General features: G+C 71.6%; 17 protein-coding genes and 1 tRNA gene. 8 read left to right on the top strand and 10 right to left on the bottom strand.

Annotated elements, in window-relative coordinates; translation table 11 throughout:
- Window positions 1–321 precede the first annotated feature (321 nt).
- Window positions 322–510, bottom strand: a complete 189-nt coding sequence (locus D7318_RS04930) for a hypothetical protein (protein ID WP_120695581.1) — start codon at window positions 508–510, stop codon at window positions 322–324.
- A 478-nt stretch (window positions 511–988) separates the two neighbouring features.
- Between D7318_RS04930 and D7318_RS04935 the strand changes: the two genes are divergently transcribed.
- From D7318_RS04935 to D7318_RS32645, 3 genes are all read left to right on the top strand, one after another.
- Window positions 989–1,876 (top strand): GntR family transcriptional regulator, encoded by an 888-nt coding sequence (locus D7318_RS04935; RefSeq protein ID WP_408055444.1) that lies wholly within the window; start codon window positions 989–991, stop codon window positions 1,874–1,876.
- Entirely contained in the window at window positions 1,873–2,562 is a 690-nt protein-coding gene (locus tag D7318_RS04940) for an HAD family hydrolase (protein ID WP_120695582.1), read from the top strand. The genes D7318_RS04935 and D7318_RS04940 overlap by 4 nt, the downstream gene beginning before the upstream one ends.
- 277 nt (window positions 2,563–2,839) lie before the next feature.
- The gene (locus tag D7318_RS32645; RefSeq protein WP_181727634.1) at window positions 2,840–2,977 is read left to right on the top strand and encodes a DLW-39 family protein; all 138 of its coding nucleotides are present in this window, start codon (window positions 2,840–2,842) and stop codon (window positions 2,975–2,977) included.
- A gap of 109 nt (window positions 2,978–3,086) precedes the next feature.
- Here D7318_RS32645 and D7318_RS04945 read toward each other — a convergent pair whose 3' ends face one another.
- A complete protein-coding gene (locus D7318_RS04945) occupies window positions 3,087–3,647 on the bottom strand; it encodes a helix-turn-helix domain-containing protein (RefSeq protein WP_113689727.1) in 561 nt (186 codons plus the stop codon).
- A 147-nt stretch (window positions 3,648–3,794) separates the two neighbouring features.
- Between D7318_RS04945 and D7318_RS04950 the strand changes: the two genes are divergently transcribed.
- The 3 genes from D7318_RS04950 (at window position 3,795) to D7318_RS04960 (ending at window position 6,748) form a co-directional block, all read left to right on the top strand.
- Window positions 3,795–3,867, top strand: a tRNA-Ala gene (locus tag D7318_RS04950).
- Window positions 3,868–3,962: 95 nt separating this feature from the next.
- Window positions 3,963–5,900, top strand: coding sequence for a serine/threonine-protein kinase (locus tag D7318_RS04955; RefSeq protein WP_183091503.1), 1,938 nt, complete (start codon window positions 3,963–3,965; stop codon window positions 5,898–5,900).
- Between the two features lie 74 nt (window positions 5,901–5,974).
- A complete protein-coding gene (locus D7318_RS04960; RefSeq protein ID WP_120695584.1) occupies window positions 5,975–6,748 on the top strand; it encodes an FHA domain-containing protein in 774 nt (257 codons plus the stop codon).
- Window positions 6,749–6,789: 41 nt separating this feature from the next.
- Here D7318_RS04960 and D7318_RS04965 read toward each other — a convergent pair whose 3' ends face one another.
- From D7318_RS04965 to D7318_RS04990, 6 genes are all read right to left on the bottom strand, one after another.
- Window positions 6,790–7,830, bottom strand: coding sequence for a patatin-like phospholipase family protein (locus D7318_RS04965; protein ID WP_120695585.1), 1,041 nt, complete (start codon window positions 7,828–7,830; stop codon window positions 6,790–6,792).
- A 46-nt stretch (window positions 7,831–7,876) separates the two neighbouring features.
- Window positions 7,877–8,698, bottom strand: a complete 822-nt coding sequence (locus D7318_RS04970; protein WP_408055446.1) for a class E sortase — start codon at window positions 8,696–8,698, stop codon at window positions 7,877–7,879.
- A gap of 61 nt (window positions 8,699–8,759) precedes the next feature.
- The gene (locus tag D7318_RS04975; protein WP_230423357.1) at window positions 8,760–10,049 is read right to left on the bottom strand and encodes a class E sortase; all 1,290 of its coding nucleotides are present in this window, start codon (window positions 10,047–10,049) and stop codon (window positions 8,760–8,762) included.
- Window positions 10,046–10,684 (bottom strand): aminodeoxychorismate/anthranilate synthase component II, encoded by a 639-nt coding sequence (locus D7318_RS04980; protein ID WP_120695587.1) that lies wholly within the window; start codon window positions 10,682–10,684, stop codon window positions 10,046–10,048. Before D7318_RS04980 ends, D7318_RS04975 begins: the two co-directional genes overlap by 4 nt.
- Window positions 10,681–10,860 (bottom strand): hypothetical protein, encoded by a 180-nt coding sequence (locus D7318_RS04985; protein WP_113689733.1) that lies wholly within the window; start codon window positions 10,858–10,860, stop codon window positions 10,681–10,683. Before D7318_RS04985 ends, D7318_RS04980 begins: the two co-directional genes overlap by 4 nt.
- An 81-nt stretch (window positions 10,861–10,941) precedes the next feature.
- Window positions 10,942–11,733 (bottom strand): DUF881 domain-containing protein, encoded by a 792-nt coding sequence (locus tag D7318_RS04990; RefSeq protein WP_120695588.1) that lies wholly within the window; start codon window positions 11,731–11,733, stop codon window positions 10,942–10,944.
- Between the two features lie 75 nt (window positions 11,734–11,808).
- On the opposite strand from D7318_RS04990, the gene crgA reads away from it, so the two are divergent.
- Window positions 11,809–12,072 (top strand): cell division protein CrgA, encoded by a 264-nt coding sequence (gene crgA, locus D7318_RS04995; RefSeq protein ID WP_120695589.1) that lies wholly within the window; start codon window positions 11,809–11,811, stop codon window positions 12,070–12,072.
- Between the two features lie 242 nt (window positions 12,073–12,314).
- Here the strand turns inward: crgA and D7318_RS05000 are convergent, their stop codons facing one another.
- Both D7318_RS05000 and D7318_RS05005 read right to left on the bottom strand, forming a co-directional pair.
- The gene (locus tag D7318_RS05000) at window positions 12,315–13,229 is read right to left on the bottom strand and encodes a rhomboid family intramembrane serine protease (RefSeq protein WP_120695590.1); all 915 of its coding nucleotides are present in this window, start codon (window positions 13,227–13,229) and stop codon (window positions 12,315–12,317) included.
- Window positions 13,230–13,336: 107 nt separating this feature from the next.
- Entirely contained in the window at window positions 13,337–13,870 is a 534-nt protein-coding gene (locus D7318_RS05005) for a peptidylprolyl isomerase (RefSeq protein WP_120695591.1), read from the bottom strand.
- A gap of 193 nt (window positions 13,871–14,063) precedes the next feature.
- Between D7318_RS05005 and D7318_RS05010 the strand changes: the two genes are divergently transcribed.
- Complete coding sequence (locus tag D7318_RS05010; protein ID WP_120695592.1) at window positions 14,064–14,546, top strand: DUF5324 family protein; 483 nt, start codon at window positions 14,064–14,066, stop codon at window positions 14,544–14,546.
- Window positions 14,547–14,566: the final 20 nt, after the last annotated feature.

Here is a 14,566-nt window from a genome sequence, read left to right on the forward strand (position 1 = left end):
AGGTGTTGATCGCTTCCGGCCTCATGCCGAGGTCCGGTGGTCGTGGCCCGGGGTCGCACCCCCGGGTCACGACTCGTTCGGAGCCCTGCCGGGCTCCCCGCGCACCGCCGCGCCCGCCCTCTCGTGGGGGCGGGCGCGGCGGTGACGGGCAGCGCAGGGTGGCTTCTCCCGAGCGGCACCACCTCGGGCCCGTGGGCTCGGGTGCGCGGCGCGCGGGGTGACGCGATGGGCATGGGCTGCCGTACCGGTCCAGTGCCAGCAGCTCTACGCCCCGGTATGTCGTCGAAGCATCGAAGTCCTCGTCGAGGCGGACAGGTACGCCTACTTCTCGGTGATCTGGGTGATCGTGATGTTGCCGGTCGGCTCGTATCCCCTGTCGTGCGATGCGTCCTCGACCATCGCCTTGGCGGCCTGCGGTGAGGCGGCGGTCAGCGTGCCGCTCGCGCTCGCGGTCTCCCCGGGGTAGAGGGTGTCGACGAGCGTCTCGGCGGTGAACCTGTACTTCGGCACGACGTTCTCCCTCGGTTCGGGTCCGGCGTTGTGGGGCCTGGCGCCCCTCGCGCGCCGCCCCCGGAGCCGTTCCTCCGTGGAGGCTGGCCGGGGGCGACGACGAGCAGCTCAGGCGTCTGCGAGTTCGTGTGGCCCGAGGTGACGCGTTGGCTTCGCGACCTGTGCTGGTCCTGCTCAGGTGCGCGCCTTGAGTCTTCGTCGGCGGATCAACAGGGGCTCCTCTCAGGTCGGCGGGCAAGGGCTGTGCACTGCAAGGGGCTCTCGTGGTCCCACTCTCCGGCCGTTGCTCGCGGTCGCCGGGCCACCTCGCCAGTACGGGCCGAAACCCTGTTCCACCTGGCCTTTGGCGGGATCGCAGCGTCCCCGCCCTCAGCTCGGAGCAGCCCGAAGAAGGCCCTCCGGTCTCCCCTCGCTTTCGCTCGGTTCGACATGCCTAACGTACCCATCCTTCCTAGGTAGGTCAACCAGGCTGGGAAGGATGGCCATCCTGGGATTGGTGGGGAGGTGGCCGTACGATGGCGGGATGAGCCTTGACCCTGACGACACGCGACCGGCGTTCCAGCAGGTCAGCAGTGCATTGCGGGCCGACATCCTGACCGGGAAGTACGTGCCGGGAGATCAGCTTCCGTCCGGCCCCGAGCTGGTGAAGCGGTACGGCGTCGCAAAGGCGACCGTCCAAAAGGCGCTCGACCAGCTTCGCGACGAAGGGCTGATCGTCACGCGCAAGGGCAAGGGGTCCTTCGTCCGGCAGCGGACCGAACGTCCCGTGGGCCTGCGCCCGCACCTCGAGGCGGCGTTCGAGGAAGCTCAGGTCACCATCGACTTCGCGGGCTTCTCCAGTGAGACGCTGCACAACGCCATTCAGGAGCCCCTCGACAAGGTGCGGTCAGGCCGCCTGACTCCGCAGTCGATCGCCGTGCGGCTGCTGCTGCCGGACAGCACGGCGCCCATGGCGGTGCCGGTGCTGGTGGACGAGCTGCGGGACGACGCCGACCTGAGGCAGCGGGCGGGGCAGATCGGGGCGACGAACGCCGGGGGGATCACCCACTCCGTGCAGGTGCTCGCCGAGCTCGGCCTGGTCGAATCCGCCCGCGTGGAAACGCGCTTCTACCGGGCGTCGCCGCTGTTCAAGCTCTACATCATCAACGGGGAAGAGGCGTTCTTCGGCTATTACCCCCTGCGTCAGCGGACGATGAAAGTCGCCGGGGCGGAGAAGACGTTCTTCGACATCACCGGCAAGGACACGACCCTTTTCCACCACTCGGCCGGGCCGGATGAGACGTCGCTCGGGTCGCAGTATGTGCGCCAGTCCCAGATGTGGTTCGAGAGCGCGTGGAACAGCATCGCCTTCGAGCGGCAGCCGTGAACGCCGCACTTGAGCCCGCGCTGCGCGGGAGGACGCACGTGCTGCTCGACTTCGACGGGCCGGTCTGCTCGGTCTTCGCGGGGTTGTCCGCCGCCGAAGTGGCCGACCGGATGCGGCAGCGGCTTCGGGACGCGGGGCAGTCGATCACGCCGGAGTGGGAAGAGGAGAACGATCCGCTCGCGCTGCTGAGCCGGATCAGCAGGGCGCTGCCGGGGCTGGCCGAGCAAGCCGACGCGGTGCTCACCGAGTTGGAGACGGACGCCGCGCGGCTGGCGCGGGCCAACCCCGACATCAAGCCCGTCCTCGACGCCTGCGTCGGCACAGGGCGGACCGTTCTGGTGGTCAGCAACAACTCCGGGCAGGCCATAGACCTCTACCTGCGGCGCGAGGGGCTGACAGGCCAGGTGGAGCGGGTCGTCGGGCGCGTGCCGGGGGAGCCCGCATCCATGAAGCCGAGCCCGCGGCTGCTGCTCGACGCGATGGGGGAAACGGTGGCCGCGCGGTGTGTGTTCATCGGTGATGCCGTGCGCGATGTGGAGGCGGGGCACGCGGCCGGAGTGCCCACCATCGGCTACGCCAACAAGCCGGGGAAGGCAGCCAAGCTGACCGCCGCAGGGGCCGTCGCGGTGGTCGAATCGCTGCTTCCGCTCGCGGACGCCCTGACATCCATTGACAGCCATCTTTGACATCAACAGCGGCGGACAGCGGAATACGCCCAGGGGCCAACGGAAGGCGCTCCGATCAAGGTGCGCAACGGTTACGGCTGGTCACCCGGGGCGAGATTTTCCGGTGAATCGACCTGATAAGGATGAGGCCACAGGTTCAAGTCCTGTTAGCCCCACCGGTCGCATCGCCCCCGGCCCGAGATGGCCGGGGGCGTTTGACATCCGCGGCTGACATCATGGGTATCATCGGGCGCCAGATGGTCCGATCACGTATCTGCAAGAAGGACGAGGTAGCGCGGTGAAGAAGCTCCTCCTGGTCGCCCTGGCCGCCATCGGTGGCCTCCTCGTGTACCGCCAGATCCAGGCGGACAAGGCTGAGCAGGACCTGTGGACGGAGGCCACGGACGCCGTTCCGAGTGGTTCCTCGGGCGCCTGACCCGACGCCGGACGGCGCGACAGACTGTGTTCCGGGCCCCCGGCCGCGATGCGCGGCCGGGGGCCCGTGTGCTGTTCCGATGTGCGGATGCGAACGCTTCGGGCGGCGCTCAGCCCTGGTGGCTCTCGTAGTGCTCGACCGCCTCGCGGGTGCGCGCGATGCCGTACACCCTGAGGAATTCGGCCAGTTCCGGGTGGGTGTCCGCGAGCAGCCGCGAGGCGCTCTGGATCTCGGTGGCGTCCGAGACCGAGCGGAGCAGCGCCTGGATCTCGCGCACGACCCGCTTGGTGGGGTTCGCGGGGACCCCGATGGAGCTTGACCTGGCGGCGGTCGAGTGGGTGCCGAGCACGTTCCCCCCGGACGTGCGGCGGATCTCCTCCATCGCCGAGGTGGCCTCGGCGGCGCTGATGCGGCCCCCGCGCACCTCGGCGGCCAACTCCTGGAGAGACCTGACCCGTTGGACGACCGCGGGATTGCCGATCTTCGCGCGTTGCCCGCTCATGAGCTGGGACAGCATCGGTGCCGAAAGGCCGAGGACGACCGCCAGGCGGGCCTGGTTCAGCCCGAGGTCCGCGATGAGGCGGCGAAAGAGCGTCCCCAGCGGTTCCCCGTACCAGGTCGTCTGTTGTTCTCTCGCTTTTTCGGTGGACTCCTGCTGTGCTGCGTCCATCGTCTCTCCCCTGTTCTCCCCTGATCGCTTCACGTGAGCGAAGTTGCGCGTCATCCTACGGAGCGACCGGTGCCCTGGGCGATACCCGGTCGGTATCCGGGGAGAAGATTGGGTAACCTTGACCTTGGCTCCTCACGGGAGTCGCCAGGGGCCTTAGCTCAGTTGGTAGAGCGCTGTCTTTGCATGGCAGATGTCAGGAGTTCGACTCTCCTAGGCTCCACACGTGAAGTCTTTGTGAGGGGCACTCGCTCCCCGTCGCGTCGCTGATAGTCAAGGGTGCGGTTACGCAGCGACGCGATGAGGGAGGCGTGCCCCATGGATGTGGGCGACCTGGTCGGAGGGCGTTACCGGCTGCGGGAGCGCTTCGCCGAGGGCGCGGTGGGCCAGGTCTGGCGGGCCACCGACGAGTTGGTGCCGCGCACCGTGGTGCTCAAGCGCACGCTCATCGACGGCGAGCGCGGGCAGCGCGCGGTGCTCCAGGAGGCCGCGATTCTGGCCGAGACGCAGCACCCGCACGTGGTGACGCTGCACGACGTGATCCCCGGGGGCGCGGGCGGCGGCGACCACTGGCTGGTGATGGAGTACGTCACGTCGCGCAGCCTCGCGGGGCTCGTCAACGCCCTTCCCGGGCGCAGGCTCGCCGACGAGGACGGGGTCGAGGCCTGGCGGCGGGCGGCGGAGATCGGCGTGCAGCTCGCCGAGGCGCTGCGGGCCGTGCACGCCAAGGGCGTGGTGCACCGCGACGTCAAGCCGGGGAATGTGCTGGTCGCCGACAACTGGTTCGTCAAGCTCGGCGACTTCGGGAACTGCGGGGCGGGCGACCCCGAGGAGACCCAGGGCGAAGGGCCGATCCCCCGCACCCCCGCGTATGCCGCGCCCGAGGTGCACAGGGGCGGGGTGCCGAGCCGCGCCTCCGACGTGTTCTCGCTCGGCGCCACGCTCTTCCGCGTCGTCGAGGGCCACTCCCTGTACGGCCCGCGCGCCACCGAGGCGGAGATGGAGATGCGGGCGCGCGCGGGGGCGTTCGTCGGGGCGGAGCGCGCCGGGCGCCTCGGTCCTGTGCTCGACCGGCTGCTCGAGCCGCGCCCCGAGGACCGGCCCGACGCGGCCGAGGCGGTCGCGCTGCTGCGCGGGCTGCTGCCCACCCCGGCGGCCGACTCCACGGCCGCGGGGGCGCGTTCGGGACCCGAGCCGGTCGACGCGGTGAACGCGCCCTCCGCGCCGCCTCGTTCGCGCCGCCTCGCGTGGGCCGCGTGGGCCGGGGTGGGGCTGGTCGCGCTGGCCGCCACAGTGGTGGTCGGGCTCCGGATTTTCGAGGGCGAAGGAAACGGGAACGCGCCGCCCGCCGATCCCCCGCCCGTCCCCGACGCCCTGCGGCCCCAGGACCGCGCGGTGGGCGAGGTGGTGGGCCACGCCCCGAGCGCCGACCCGTGCGCGCTGGTGGACCCGGCGGGGCTCGCGGCGTTCGGCGACACCGAACTCGACCGCGACTACGGCAACTTCGACCGTTGCGACATCCGCCTCCTGCCGCCGGAGGGCGGTGAGGTCGTCCTGATGGTGGACCTCAACAACGCGCCCGCGCCCGAGATCTCGTCCCCTTCCGAGCAGGTCGGCGACGTCCGCGTGGTGTCCCACCCGTCCACCGGCGAGGACTGCACGCGCTTCGTGCTGCTCCCCGACGGCAACTGGCTCACCGTCGCGGCCAAGTACTGGGACGACGGCGCCCCCGACCTGTGCGCGATCGCCGACGCGGGCGCCCGCCACGCGGCCGACGTCGTCAACGAGCACGGCACGCTGCCGCGCCGCCCCGCCGAGTTCCCGCCGGGGTCGCTGGCCCGGTACAGCGCCTGCGCGCTGCTCGACACCGCGACGCTGACCGCGGCCGTGCCCGGGCTCGACACGGGGAGCCCCAACACCGGGTTCGCCGAGTGGCAGTGCGAGTGGTACGGGATGGCCGACGACGCCACGGTGATGCTCCGCTTCGACCGCGCCGAGCCGCTGACGGCGGAGCACGGGCACGCCACGCAGTTCAACGGCTACGACGCCGCCGTGGGCCCCGAGGTCGAGGGCCCCGGCACGTGCCGGGTGATCCTGGAGTACCGGCACTACACGGACGAGGAGGGCAACCCCGCGGTGGAGAAGCTGTTCCTCGTGGTGGGCAGCCCGGACGGCGAGGACGCCGCGTGCGCCGCGGCGGGCGCGCTGATGACGACCGCGTCCGCGGTCCTGCCGCCGCCCCCAGGGCGTTCCTAGGCGGCGCCGCTCGGGACCGGTCACGGGCCGCGGGGGGACCATGGGCGGGAGACGTCGAGGAGACGGGAGTCGGCATGGCGATCACGACGAACCACCGCAGCCTGGCCCGGGGCGTGCCCCCCTCGCCCTCGGGCACCATCCACGCGCGCACCATCGGCAGCGACATCGCCTTCCTGCCGCGCGAGGGGCGGCGGATCACCTTCGGCAGGAACAGCGGCGACGTCCAGGTCTGCATCGGCGGCGACGACCGCCGCGTCAGCCGCCGCCAGGGCACGCTGACCCACGGCGAACGCCGCTGGTGGCTCACGAACCTCGGCAGGCTGCCGATCCGGCTGCCCGACTCGATGCTGTTGTTCACGCGCGAGGACCCCGTCCCGCTGGGCACCGGCTACACGCCCGTCTTCCTGCGCGGCTCGAGCGGCCGTGAGCACCTGCTCGAGCTCTATGTGACGGGCGAGGACTCCGCGCGCCCGGGGCCCGAGCCCGACGACCCGACGCAGCCGCCGAGGACGTGGCACCTGGAGGCCGACGAGCGGCTGGCGTTGATCATCCTGGCGCGGCGCTATCTGCTGCACGAGGCCAACCCCCAGCCGCTCACCTGGCTCCAGGCGTTCCACGAGCTCAACGCCCTTCAGCCGGGCGCGGGGTGGACGGTGCCGATCCTTCAGCACATGGTCGAGGACGTGCGGCGGCGGCTGTCGGCCGATGGCGTGCGCGGCCTGACCGCGGCTGAGGTCCAGCAGCCGGTGGGCAACGCGCTCAACGACAACCTGATCCGCGAGCTGCTGATGTCCACGACGATCGTGCCGACCGATCTGGCCGTGCTCGACGGGGTGTTCGGGAAGTAGCGGGTGCCCGGGCCCGGGCACCGTTCAGTCCCTGGCGCGGTTCAGTCCCTGGCGACCATCGTCAGCTGGGGAACGGCGCGGAGCCGCCCGGCGCGGATCAGCTCCGGGTCGCGCCCCTCGATGGCGCAGTACAACACCTCGTACGCCCCGCGCGCGCCCGTCAGGATGCGCCCCGGGTCCACCTCGTGCCGCTTCACCCGCGGCATCCACGGCAGCGGCGCCAGGTCGAGCACGAACGGCGCGCGCCCCGGCTCGGCCATCCGCCGCTGGAGCGTGCGGCGTTCGGTCCGGTAGCGGGCGATGGCCGCGGCGTACGCGGTGCCGAGGCCCTCGCGGATGCGGTTCAGGTGGCGGATGGCATAGCGCTGCGAGAGCGTCAGCTTGGGGCTCGGCGGGCTGATGGGCCGGGTGCTGAGCGACAGTACGTGCGTGCAGCCGTCCTGGAGCGCGAGCCGGTAGGGGTGCGGGGTCAGCACGCCGCCGTCCACGGCCCGCTCGCCGCGGAAGTCCGTCGTGCCGCGCAGCGCGACGGGCAGCCAGGCGCTGGCGACGAGCGCGGCGCGCAGATCGGCGCGCGTCGTGAAGTCGGAGACGGACACGGTGCGCATCTCGTCGACCAGGGTCACGGCGACGTGCAGCCGGGTGGGGGAGTCGAGGACGCACTGGTAGTTGAGCGGCTTGACGTGGTCCACGACGTCGAACGCGTAGTCGAGGTCGAGGATCTGACCGCGCAGCGCCCTGCGGAAGTCGACGAAGCGGCGCGTGGCGAGGTCGTCGTAGTAGATCGACAGGGGGTACCACGTGTCGCCGTTGAGGAAGTACGCGCTGTTGATCGCGCCGGACGAGGCCGAGTAGACGGCGTCGAACGCGCGGATGAGGTCGAGGTCCTCGATCGCCGTGAGCATCGCCGCGGAGACGACGCCCCTGATGCCGCCGCCCTCGACGGCGAGTCCGATCTTCAGGTCGTCCGCCGGGGCGTCGGGGCGGTGCCCCTTGGCCCGGCGGTTGCGCAGCGCCGCGAGCACCGGGTGATCAGGGGACCACGGGGTGGAGCGGGTGGCTGGGCCGGTCGGTGCGTGCATGGGAACACCCCCACTGGAGATGAGTGGCAGGGTACTCGCAATGCGGTCAATTCGCCCGTAGCTCCTCGGGCGGCGTGCGCTCGGCGTTGACGTGCTCGGTGCGCTCGAGCTCGCCCCACACGATGTAACGGTGGCGCGAGGTGTAGAGCGGGGTGCAGGTGGTGAGCGTGATGTAGCGGCCCGCCTCGGTCGCGCCCGACTCCTCGGGGATGGGGTCGAGGACCTCGGTGTTGAACTTCGAGGTCTCGGGGAGGATCGCGTAGGCGCGGTAGATGTACCAGGTGTTCTCGGTCTCGAAGACGATCGGGTCGCCTTCCTCGATGCGCTGGATGTCGTGGAACTTGGCGCCGTGGCCGTCCCGGTGGGCGGCCAGCGAGAAGTTCCCCTCGTCGTCCCAGGGGAGGGCCGACTCGACGGGCTCGTCGTAGTACCCGGCGACGCCGCCGTTCAGTATGTCGAGGTCGATGCCCTTCTTCACCAGGATCTCGTCCCCCGACATCGTCGGGACGTGGAGGAAGCCGATGCCGTCCTCCGGGTCGTACTCCGGCGGGACCGCGGCGTCGTCGCCGCCCGTCGCGTCGTCGTCCGACGCGGCCCACTGCTCGCGGACGGCGTCGCTGTCGCGCTTGGCCTCCTGGTTGGCGACGACGTTGGTCCACCAGAGGGAGTAGACGACGAAGAGGCCGAGGACGAGGCCCGCGGTGATGAGCAGCTCGCCGAAGACGCTGACGGTGGCGGCCAGACGGCGGCGGCCGCGCGAGGGGGCGGGCCTGGGGGCCTCGTCCTTCTCCCCGTCCTTCTCCTCGGCCTTCTCCGCGCCGCTCTCCTCGTCGTCCTCGCGCTCGTCCTCGCGCTCGTCGGCGGTCACTTCGGCGTCGTCGGCGGGGGACGCGTTGCTGCTCTTCCTGGGCACCGGCGGGGGTCTCCGATCAGTCGACGAGGGCATCCGGCTTCCCTTCGCTCCGGGGACGCTCCTCAATCATCTGGCCCCAGACAATCAGACGGTAGGTCGAGGTGAACTCGGGGGTGCACGTGGTCAGGGTGATGTAACGCCCCGGCTCGGTGAAGCCGCCCTGCTCGGGAACGGGGTCGAGGACCTCGGTGTTGGACGGTGAGGTCTCGTCCAGGCGGCTGGTCATCTCGTACGTGTAGAACGCGTCAGCCGTCTCGATGACGATCGGGTCGCCGGGGTCGAGCTGGTTGATGTAACGGAACGGCTCCCCATGGGTGTTGCGGTGCCCCGCGATCCCGAAGTTCCCCTCGTCGTCCCAGGGCATCGCGGTCGGCAGCCGGTCCGCCTCCGAGTAGTGGCCGACCATGCCGTTGTCGAGCACGGTGGCGGGGTCGACCGTCTCGGCCACGGGGACGCGGACGTCGAGGGTGGGGATGTAGAGGATGGCGAAGCCCTGGCCCGCGGAGAAGACGCCGGGGTCGCGGCTCTCGCCGTCCTCGCCGCCCGACCCGTCCCACTGCTCGGTGAGGCGGTCGGCCTCGCCGTTGGCGTGCGCCCTGGCCTCCACGTTGGTCCACCACAGCTGGTAGACGACGAAGAGGAGCAGCAACGCGCCCGTGGTGATGAACAGCTCGCCGATGACGTTGCTGATGGCCGTCCCGGTCTGGCGGGCCGCCCGCGCGGCGGTCTTCGCCGCCTTGCGGCGGGCCGCCCTGCCGCCCGACAGCTCATCGGGGCCGGGCGCGGGCGTCGGCGCGGCGGGCCTGCGGCCGCCGCCCCTGCCCTGCGCCGCCCTGCGGCGGGCCGCGCGGCCGCCAGGAACGGCGTCGGCCTCGGACGGCCCGTCCTCCGGGGGCCTGCCCTGGGCCGCCCTGCGCCGCGCGGCGCGCCCGCCCGTCGGGGCGGGGATGGCGGCGGGCTCGGCGCCCTCCGTCAACTCCCCTGCGTAGGACTCCCCTTGAGCCGCCTGCGCCTGGGCCGCCGCCTGTGCGGCCCTGCGCCTGGCCGCCCTGCCGCCGGTGGCCGGGGGCGTGGTGCCGAGGTCGTGCGGGCGGCGCAGGCCCACCGTCTCGGGGTCGGGGCGCTGGGCGCCCGCGTCGGGCGCGGGATGGCCGTGGTACGCCTCGTCGTAGCCGCCGCCGAGCCCGCCGGGGTCGGGGGACTGGCCGGGCAGCGGGTCGTTGAGCGGGTCGTGGAGCGCCTCGACCGCCGCCTGGTAGGCCCCGGGCTCGTAGTACGCGTCGCCCTCGCGGGGCCCCGCGGTCACGCCGCCGACTCCACGACGGGGGCGAGTCCGTGCGAGCGGGCCACGGCGTCGGGGTCGCCGCAGACCGCGAGCCAGTTGGCCAGCATCCGGTGGCCCCCGCGGGTGAGGACCGACTCCGGGTGGAACTGCACGCCCTCGACCGGCAGCTCGCGGTGGCGCAGCGCCATCGGCACCTCGCCCGCCCAGGCCGTCACCCTCAACTCCTCGGGCAGCGTGGGCTCCTCGGCCGCGAGCGAGTGGTAACGCGTCACGGTCAACGGCGTCGGCAGGCCATCGAAGACGCCCTCGCCGGTGTGGCGGATGTCCGAGGTCTTGCCGTGCAGCAGCTCGGGCGCGCGGCCGACGACGCCGCCGTACGCGACGGCCATGGCCTGCATCCCGAGGCACACGCCGAAGACGGGCGTGCGCGTCGCGGCGCAGTGGGTGACCATCTCCACGCTGACGCCCGCCCGTTCGGGGGTACCGGGGCCGGGGGACAGCAGCACGCCCGCGAAGCCGCCCTGCTGGACGCGCTCGGGGCGCACCGCGTCGTTGCGCAGGACCTCGCACTCGGCGCCGAGTTGGTAGAGGTACTGGACCAGGTTGTAGACAAAGCTGTCGTAGTTGTCGACGACCAGTACCCGGGTGCGGCTCATCCGCCGGTCTCCTCTCCCCCTTCGTCCACCGTGACGTCGTTGAACGGCAGGATGGGCTCGGCCCACGGGAAGATGTACTGGAAGAGGAGGTACACCACGCCCAGCACCAGCACCAGCGAGATCAGCGAGCGCACCAGCACGTTGCCCGGCAGGTGACGCCAGATCCACCCGTACATGGCTTCTGCTTTCTCCCCTTCATGCGACGCCGCGTGCCCCAAGCGTACGACGCGGGGGCAGGGGGTCGGAGGGGGTCAGAGTCATTGGCGGGTTCTCGTGGGCGCGACCGGCTCGGCCTGGCCGAGTGCCGTGGATCCCGACCAGCCGGGCAGGGTCACCGAGCGGTGCTCCGCGACGTCCCAGCCGAGGCCGTACGCCGTCACATACTGCCGGTAGCTCGCGAGGCCTGGCGAGGCGTCGAGGGCGGCGCGCAGCGCGTCGCGGTCGCCGACGGCGGTGACGGTGTAGGGCGGGGAGTAGAGGCGGCCCTGGAGGATCAGGGAGTTGCCCACGCAGCGGACCGCGCTCGTGGAGATGAGCCGCTGGTCCATGACGCGGACGCCGTCGGCGCCGCCCGCCCACAGGGCGTTCACCACGGCCTGGAGGTCCTGCTGGTGGATGACGAGGTCGTTGGGCGAGGGGTCGGGAACGCCGGGGACCAGGGCCGTCGCGTCGGGCGGCGCGTCGGTCAGGGTGACCGTGAGCCCGGGGCCCGTGAGGTCGGTCAGGCCCGCCTGGGCCTCGAGGGCTTCGAGGCGGCCGTCGCCTTCCTCGTCGGCGGGCGCGTCCTCCCGGGCCAGGGCGTCGACCTCGGCCCGCAGCTCGGCGGTGGCGGCCTCGAGGGCGGCGTTGTCCCGGGCCCGCTCGCGGATCAGGTCGGACATCTGAAGCAGGGAGTCGTCGGTGCGTATGTTGTTGCCCCCGGAGACGTCCGAGCTCAGCCAGAAGATGAGACCCGCGAGGGCGAAGACGGCGAGGGTGCACAGCCGCGCGGGGCGCGATCCGAAACCGTTCACCGTACCCCTGGTCTCCTTTCCTGGCGCGGGAAGCATTACGCTAACGGACGATCCCACAGCTACGCGCTGTCCAGCGCGATACAGGCAGCGCGATCGACAGGAGACCTCCTCGTGCCGAAGTCCAGGATCCGGAAGAAGAAGGACGACTCGTACGCCCAGCCAGAGAAGCGGACGACGACGAAGATCGACATGGGCTCCGGGCGCCGCTGGGTGGCGCCGCTGATGCTGTCGATGTTCGTCATCGGCCTCGCCTGGATCGTGGTGTACTACGTCACCCAGGCCGATCTGCCGATCGAGTCCCTCGAGGACTGGAACATCGTGGTCGGCTTCGGCTTCATCGCCGTGGGGTTCGTCGTCTCGACCCAGTGGAAGTAGGGCCCGCGCCCGGGTCGTCGCGCACGTTATCCACAGCTCGCCCGAACATCACAAGATCTGTGGATAACTGAGCGAACACGGGAACGTCCGTCCGAGCCGCGCATGCCCTCGAACCCCTGCTCGCCTGCGGAAACGCCGGTCGACGCAGGTCAGGGACGGGTCATCCACAACCCGCACAAGATCCACCACCGGCTGTGGATAACCCGCCCCGGCGGGCGACCGCGACGGCCGGGGCGGCCGCGTCAGCCGAGAAGCTGCGCGGTCCGTATCGCGCACGCGACGGCCATCACCACGAGCAGCCCGACGCAGGTCGCCACCTGGACCGTGGTCCTGCGCTCGCGCGGCGCGTTGACCATGGCGTACGCCACGGCCGCGCCCGCCGCCAGGCCACCGAGGTGCGCCTGCCACGCGATCTGGTCAGCCCAGGCGAACGTGATCAGCAGATTGATCCCCAGGAGCACGCCGATCGACCGCATGTCGGTCCGCGTCCGGCGCGCGAGCACGGCCGTCGCGCCGAAGAGGCCGAAGATCGCGCCCGAGGCGCCGAGCGACGGTTGGTTCTGCGCGGCCAGCAGATACGACAGGGTGCTGCCCGCCAGCGCGGAGATCAGGTAGAGCGCCAGGAAACGGGCCCGGCCGAGCGCCGCCTCCAGGGCGGGCCCGAGGAACCAGAGCCCCAGCATGTTGAACGCCAGGTGCCACAGCTCCTCGTGGAGGAACGCGGCCGTGAGCATCCGATACCACTCGCCGTCCGCGACGCCGACCCAGGTGAACGACTCGACGTCGAACGCGTACCCGAGCATCGCGAAGTGGGTGCGGACCTCGAGCTGGTCGTCGACGATCCCGAAGGCGTCGATCGCCAGCAGGACGCCGAGGAACACCGCGACGTTGAGCGACAGCAGGACGACGGTGACGAGCCGGGGATTCCCCCCGGCGACCACGCCACCGGCCACCGTCCTCGGCCGCGCGGCCCGCGCCGCGGCGGCGCCGCCCTGGACGCACTCGGGGCACTGGTGACCCACGGGCGCCGAGATCATGCACGAGGGGCAGATGGGCCGGGCGCAGCGGGTGCAGCGGATGCCGGTCTCCCGGTCGGGGTGGCGATAGCAGTGCGCCAGGCCCGACTGCGGCTGCGGCGGTCCCTGCTGCTCCGTCATGGCGTCCCTTCCCCGGCGTTCGACGCCGCTCGTGCTCTCCCGGGCCCATTCCGGCCCCCTGGTCCTACGGACAGGGTGCCGGAATGGTTCCCGAAAGGGGAGGGCCTTCAGGCGTTGCGGGTCTCGATGGTGACCGACTCGATCACCACGTCCTGCACCGGGCGGTCGGTGCGGCCGTCGGTCGCGGCGTTCGCGATCTGGTCCACCGTCTGCTGCCCCACGGGCGTGCTGACCTCGCCGAAGATGGTGTGCTTCCCGGTCAGCCACGTGGTCGGGGCGACCGTGATGAAGAACTGCGAGCCGTTGGTGCCGGGGCCCGCGTTCGCCATCGCCAGCAGGTAGGGGCGGGTGAAGGCGAGATCGGGGTGGATCTCGTCCTCGAACTTGTACCCGGGTCCGCCGGTGCCGTTGCCCAGGGGGTCACCGCCCTGGATCATGAAGCCGCTGATCACCCGGTGGAACACGGTGCCGTCGTACAGCCGCTCGGAGGACCTCTGGCCCGTCGACGGGTGCGTCCACTCGCGGGAGCCCTCCGCGAGCTCGACAAAGTTCTTGACCGTCTTCGGCGCGTGGTTCGGGAAGAGCCGGACCTCGATGTCGCCTCGGTTGGTCTTCAGGGTGGCATAGAGCTGCTCGGCCACGATGTACCTTCCGTCTACGTCAGTGACGGTTCACGATCCTGCCACGGGTGCCCCGGACGACGTGCCCCCGGATGGCCCTTTACCGCGCCGTACCCCTCCGCAACCGGCATGATTTGCGCATGATTCACCCGCGAATGGACAACCGAGATTGCAGCGGAGCAACGCCGCCACCGAACCACAAGGAGGGTAATCAGTGAGCCACAACGGGAAGTCGGGCGTGCGGCACGCCGCGGACATGGTGACGCCGTACGCGATGAGCGCCAAGGACAACGCCGTGCAGTACGCGCAGCAGGCCGGCGCCTACTTCGGGCCAAGGGCCCGCAGGGCGGCGGTCAAGGCCCGCACCGGATACGCGACCCAGGTCGCGCCCCGCATGGGGCGGGCGGTGGCCGCGGCGGGTCCGGCCAAGGAGCAGGCGGCGGCGCGTTCGCAGGCCGCGATGGCCGCGCTGCGCGGCGACATCTCGGCCCGGGAGATCAGGGGCGCCCTGCGCCGCAAGGCCAGGCGCCAGCGCGCCGGCCGGATGGTCAGGCGCCTGGGGATGCTCGGGCTCGCCGCGGGTGGCGCCTATGCCGCCTGGAAGTGGTGGAGCGGGCAGAACGACCAGGACTGGACGATGGAGCCCTCCCCCGCCACCGAGGTGAACCCGGAGGCGGAGGAGGGCTCGAAGGGCTGAGCACGCCGGAGGGGGCGGAC

The organism is Streptomyces radicis (genome assembly GCF_003626575.1).
Taxonomy (GTDB): Bacteria; Actinomycetota; Actinomycetes; order Streptomycetales; family Streptomycetaceae; genus Streptomyces; species Streptomyces radicis.

What these genes read in the sequence shown, in the direction of transcription:
- D7318_RS04935 (WP_408055444.1), top strand. Translation starts at nt 989, where the DNA reads ATGGCCATCCTGGGATTGGTGGGGAGGTGGCCGTACGATGGCGGGATG.
- D7318_RS04945 (WP_113689727.1), bottom strand. Translation starts at nt 3,647, where the DNA reads ATGGACGCAGCACAGCAGGAGTCCACCGAAAAAGCGAGAGAACAACAG.
- D7318_RS04955 (WP_183091503.1), top strand. Translation starts at nt 3,963, where the DNA reads ATGGATGTGGGCGACCTGGTCGGAGGGCGTTACCGGCTGCGGGAGCGC.
- D7318_RS04960 (WP_120695584.1), top strand. Translation starts at nt 5,975, where the DNA reads ATGGCGATCACGACGAACCACCGCAGCCTGGCCCGGGGCGTGCCCCCC.
- D7318_RS04965 (WP_120695585.1), bottom strand. Translation starts at nt 7,830, where the DNA reads ATGCACGCACCGACCGGCCCAGCCACCCGCTCCACCCCGTGGTCCCCT.
- D7318_RS04980 (WP_120695587.1), bottom strand. Translation starts at nt 10,684, where the DNA reads ATGAGCCGCACCCGGGTACTGGTCGTCGACAACTACGACAGCTTTGTC.
- D7318_RS04985 (WP_113689733.1), bottom strand. Translation starts at nt 10,860, where the DNA reads ATGTACGGGTGGATCTGGCGTCACCTGCCGGGCAACGTGCTGGTGCGC.
- D7318_RS04990 (WP_120695588.1), bottom strand. Translation starts at nt 11,733, where the DNA reads ATGCTTCCCGCGCCAGGAAAGGAGACCAGGGGTACGGTGAACGGTTTC.
- D7318_RS05000 (WP_120695590.1), bottom strand. Translation starts at nt 13,229, where the DNA reads ATGACGGAGCAGCAGGGACCGCCGCAGCCGCAGTCGGGCCTGGCGCAC.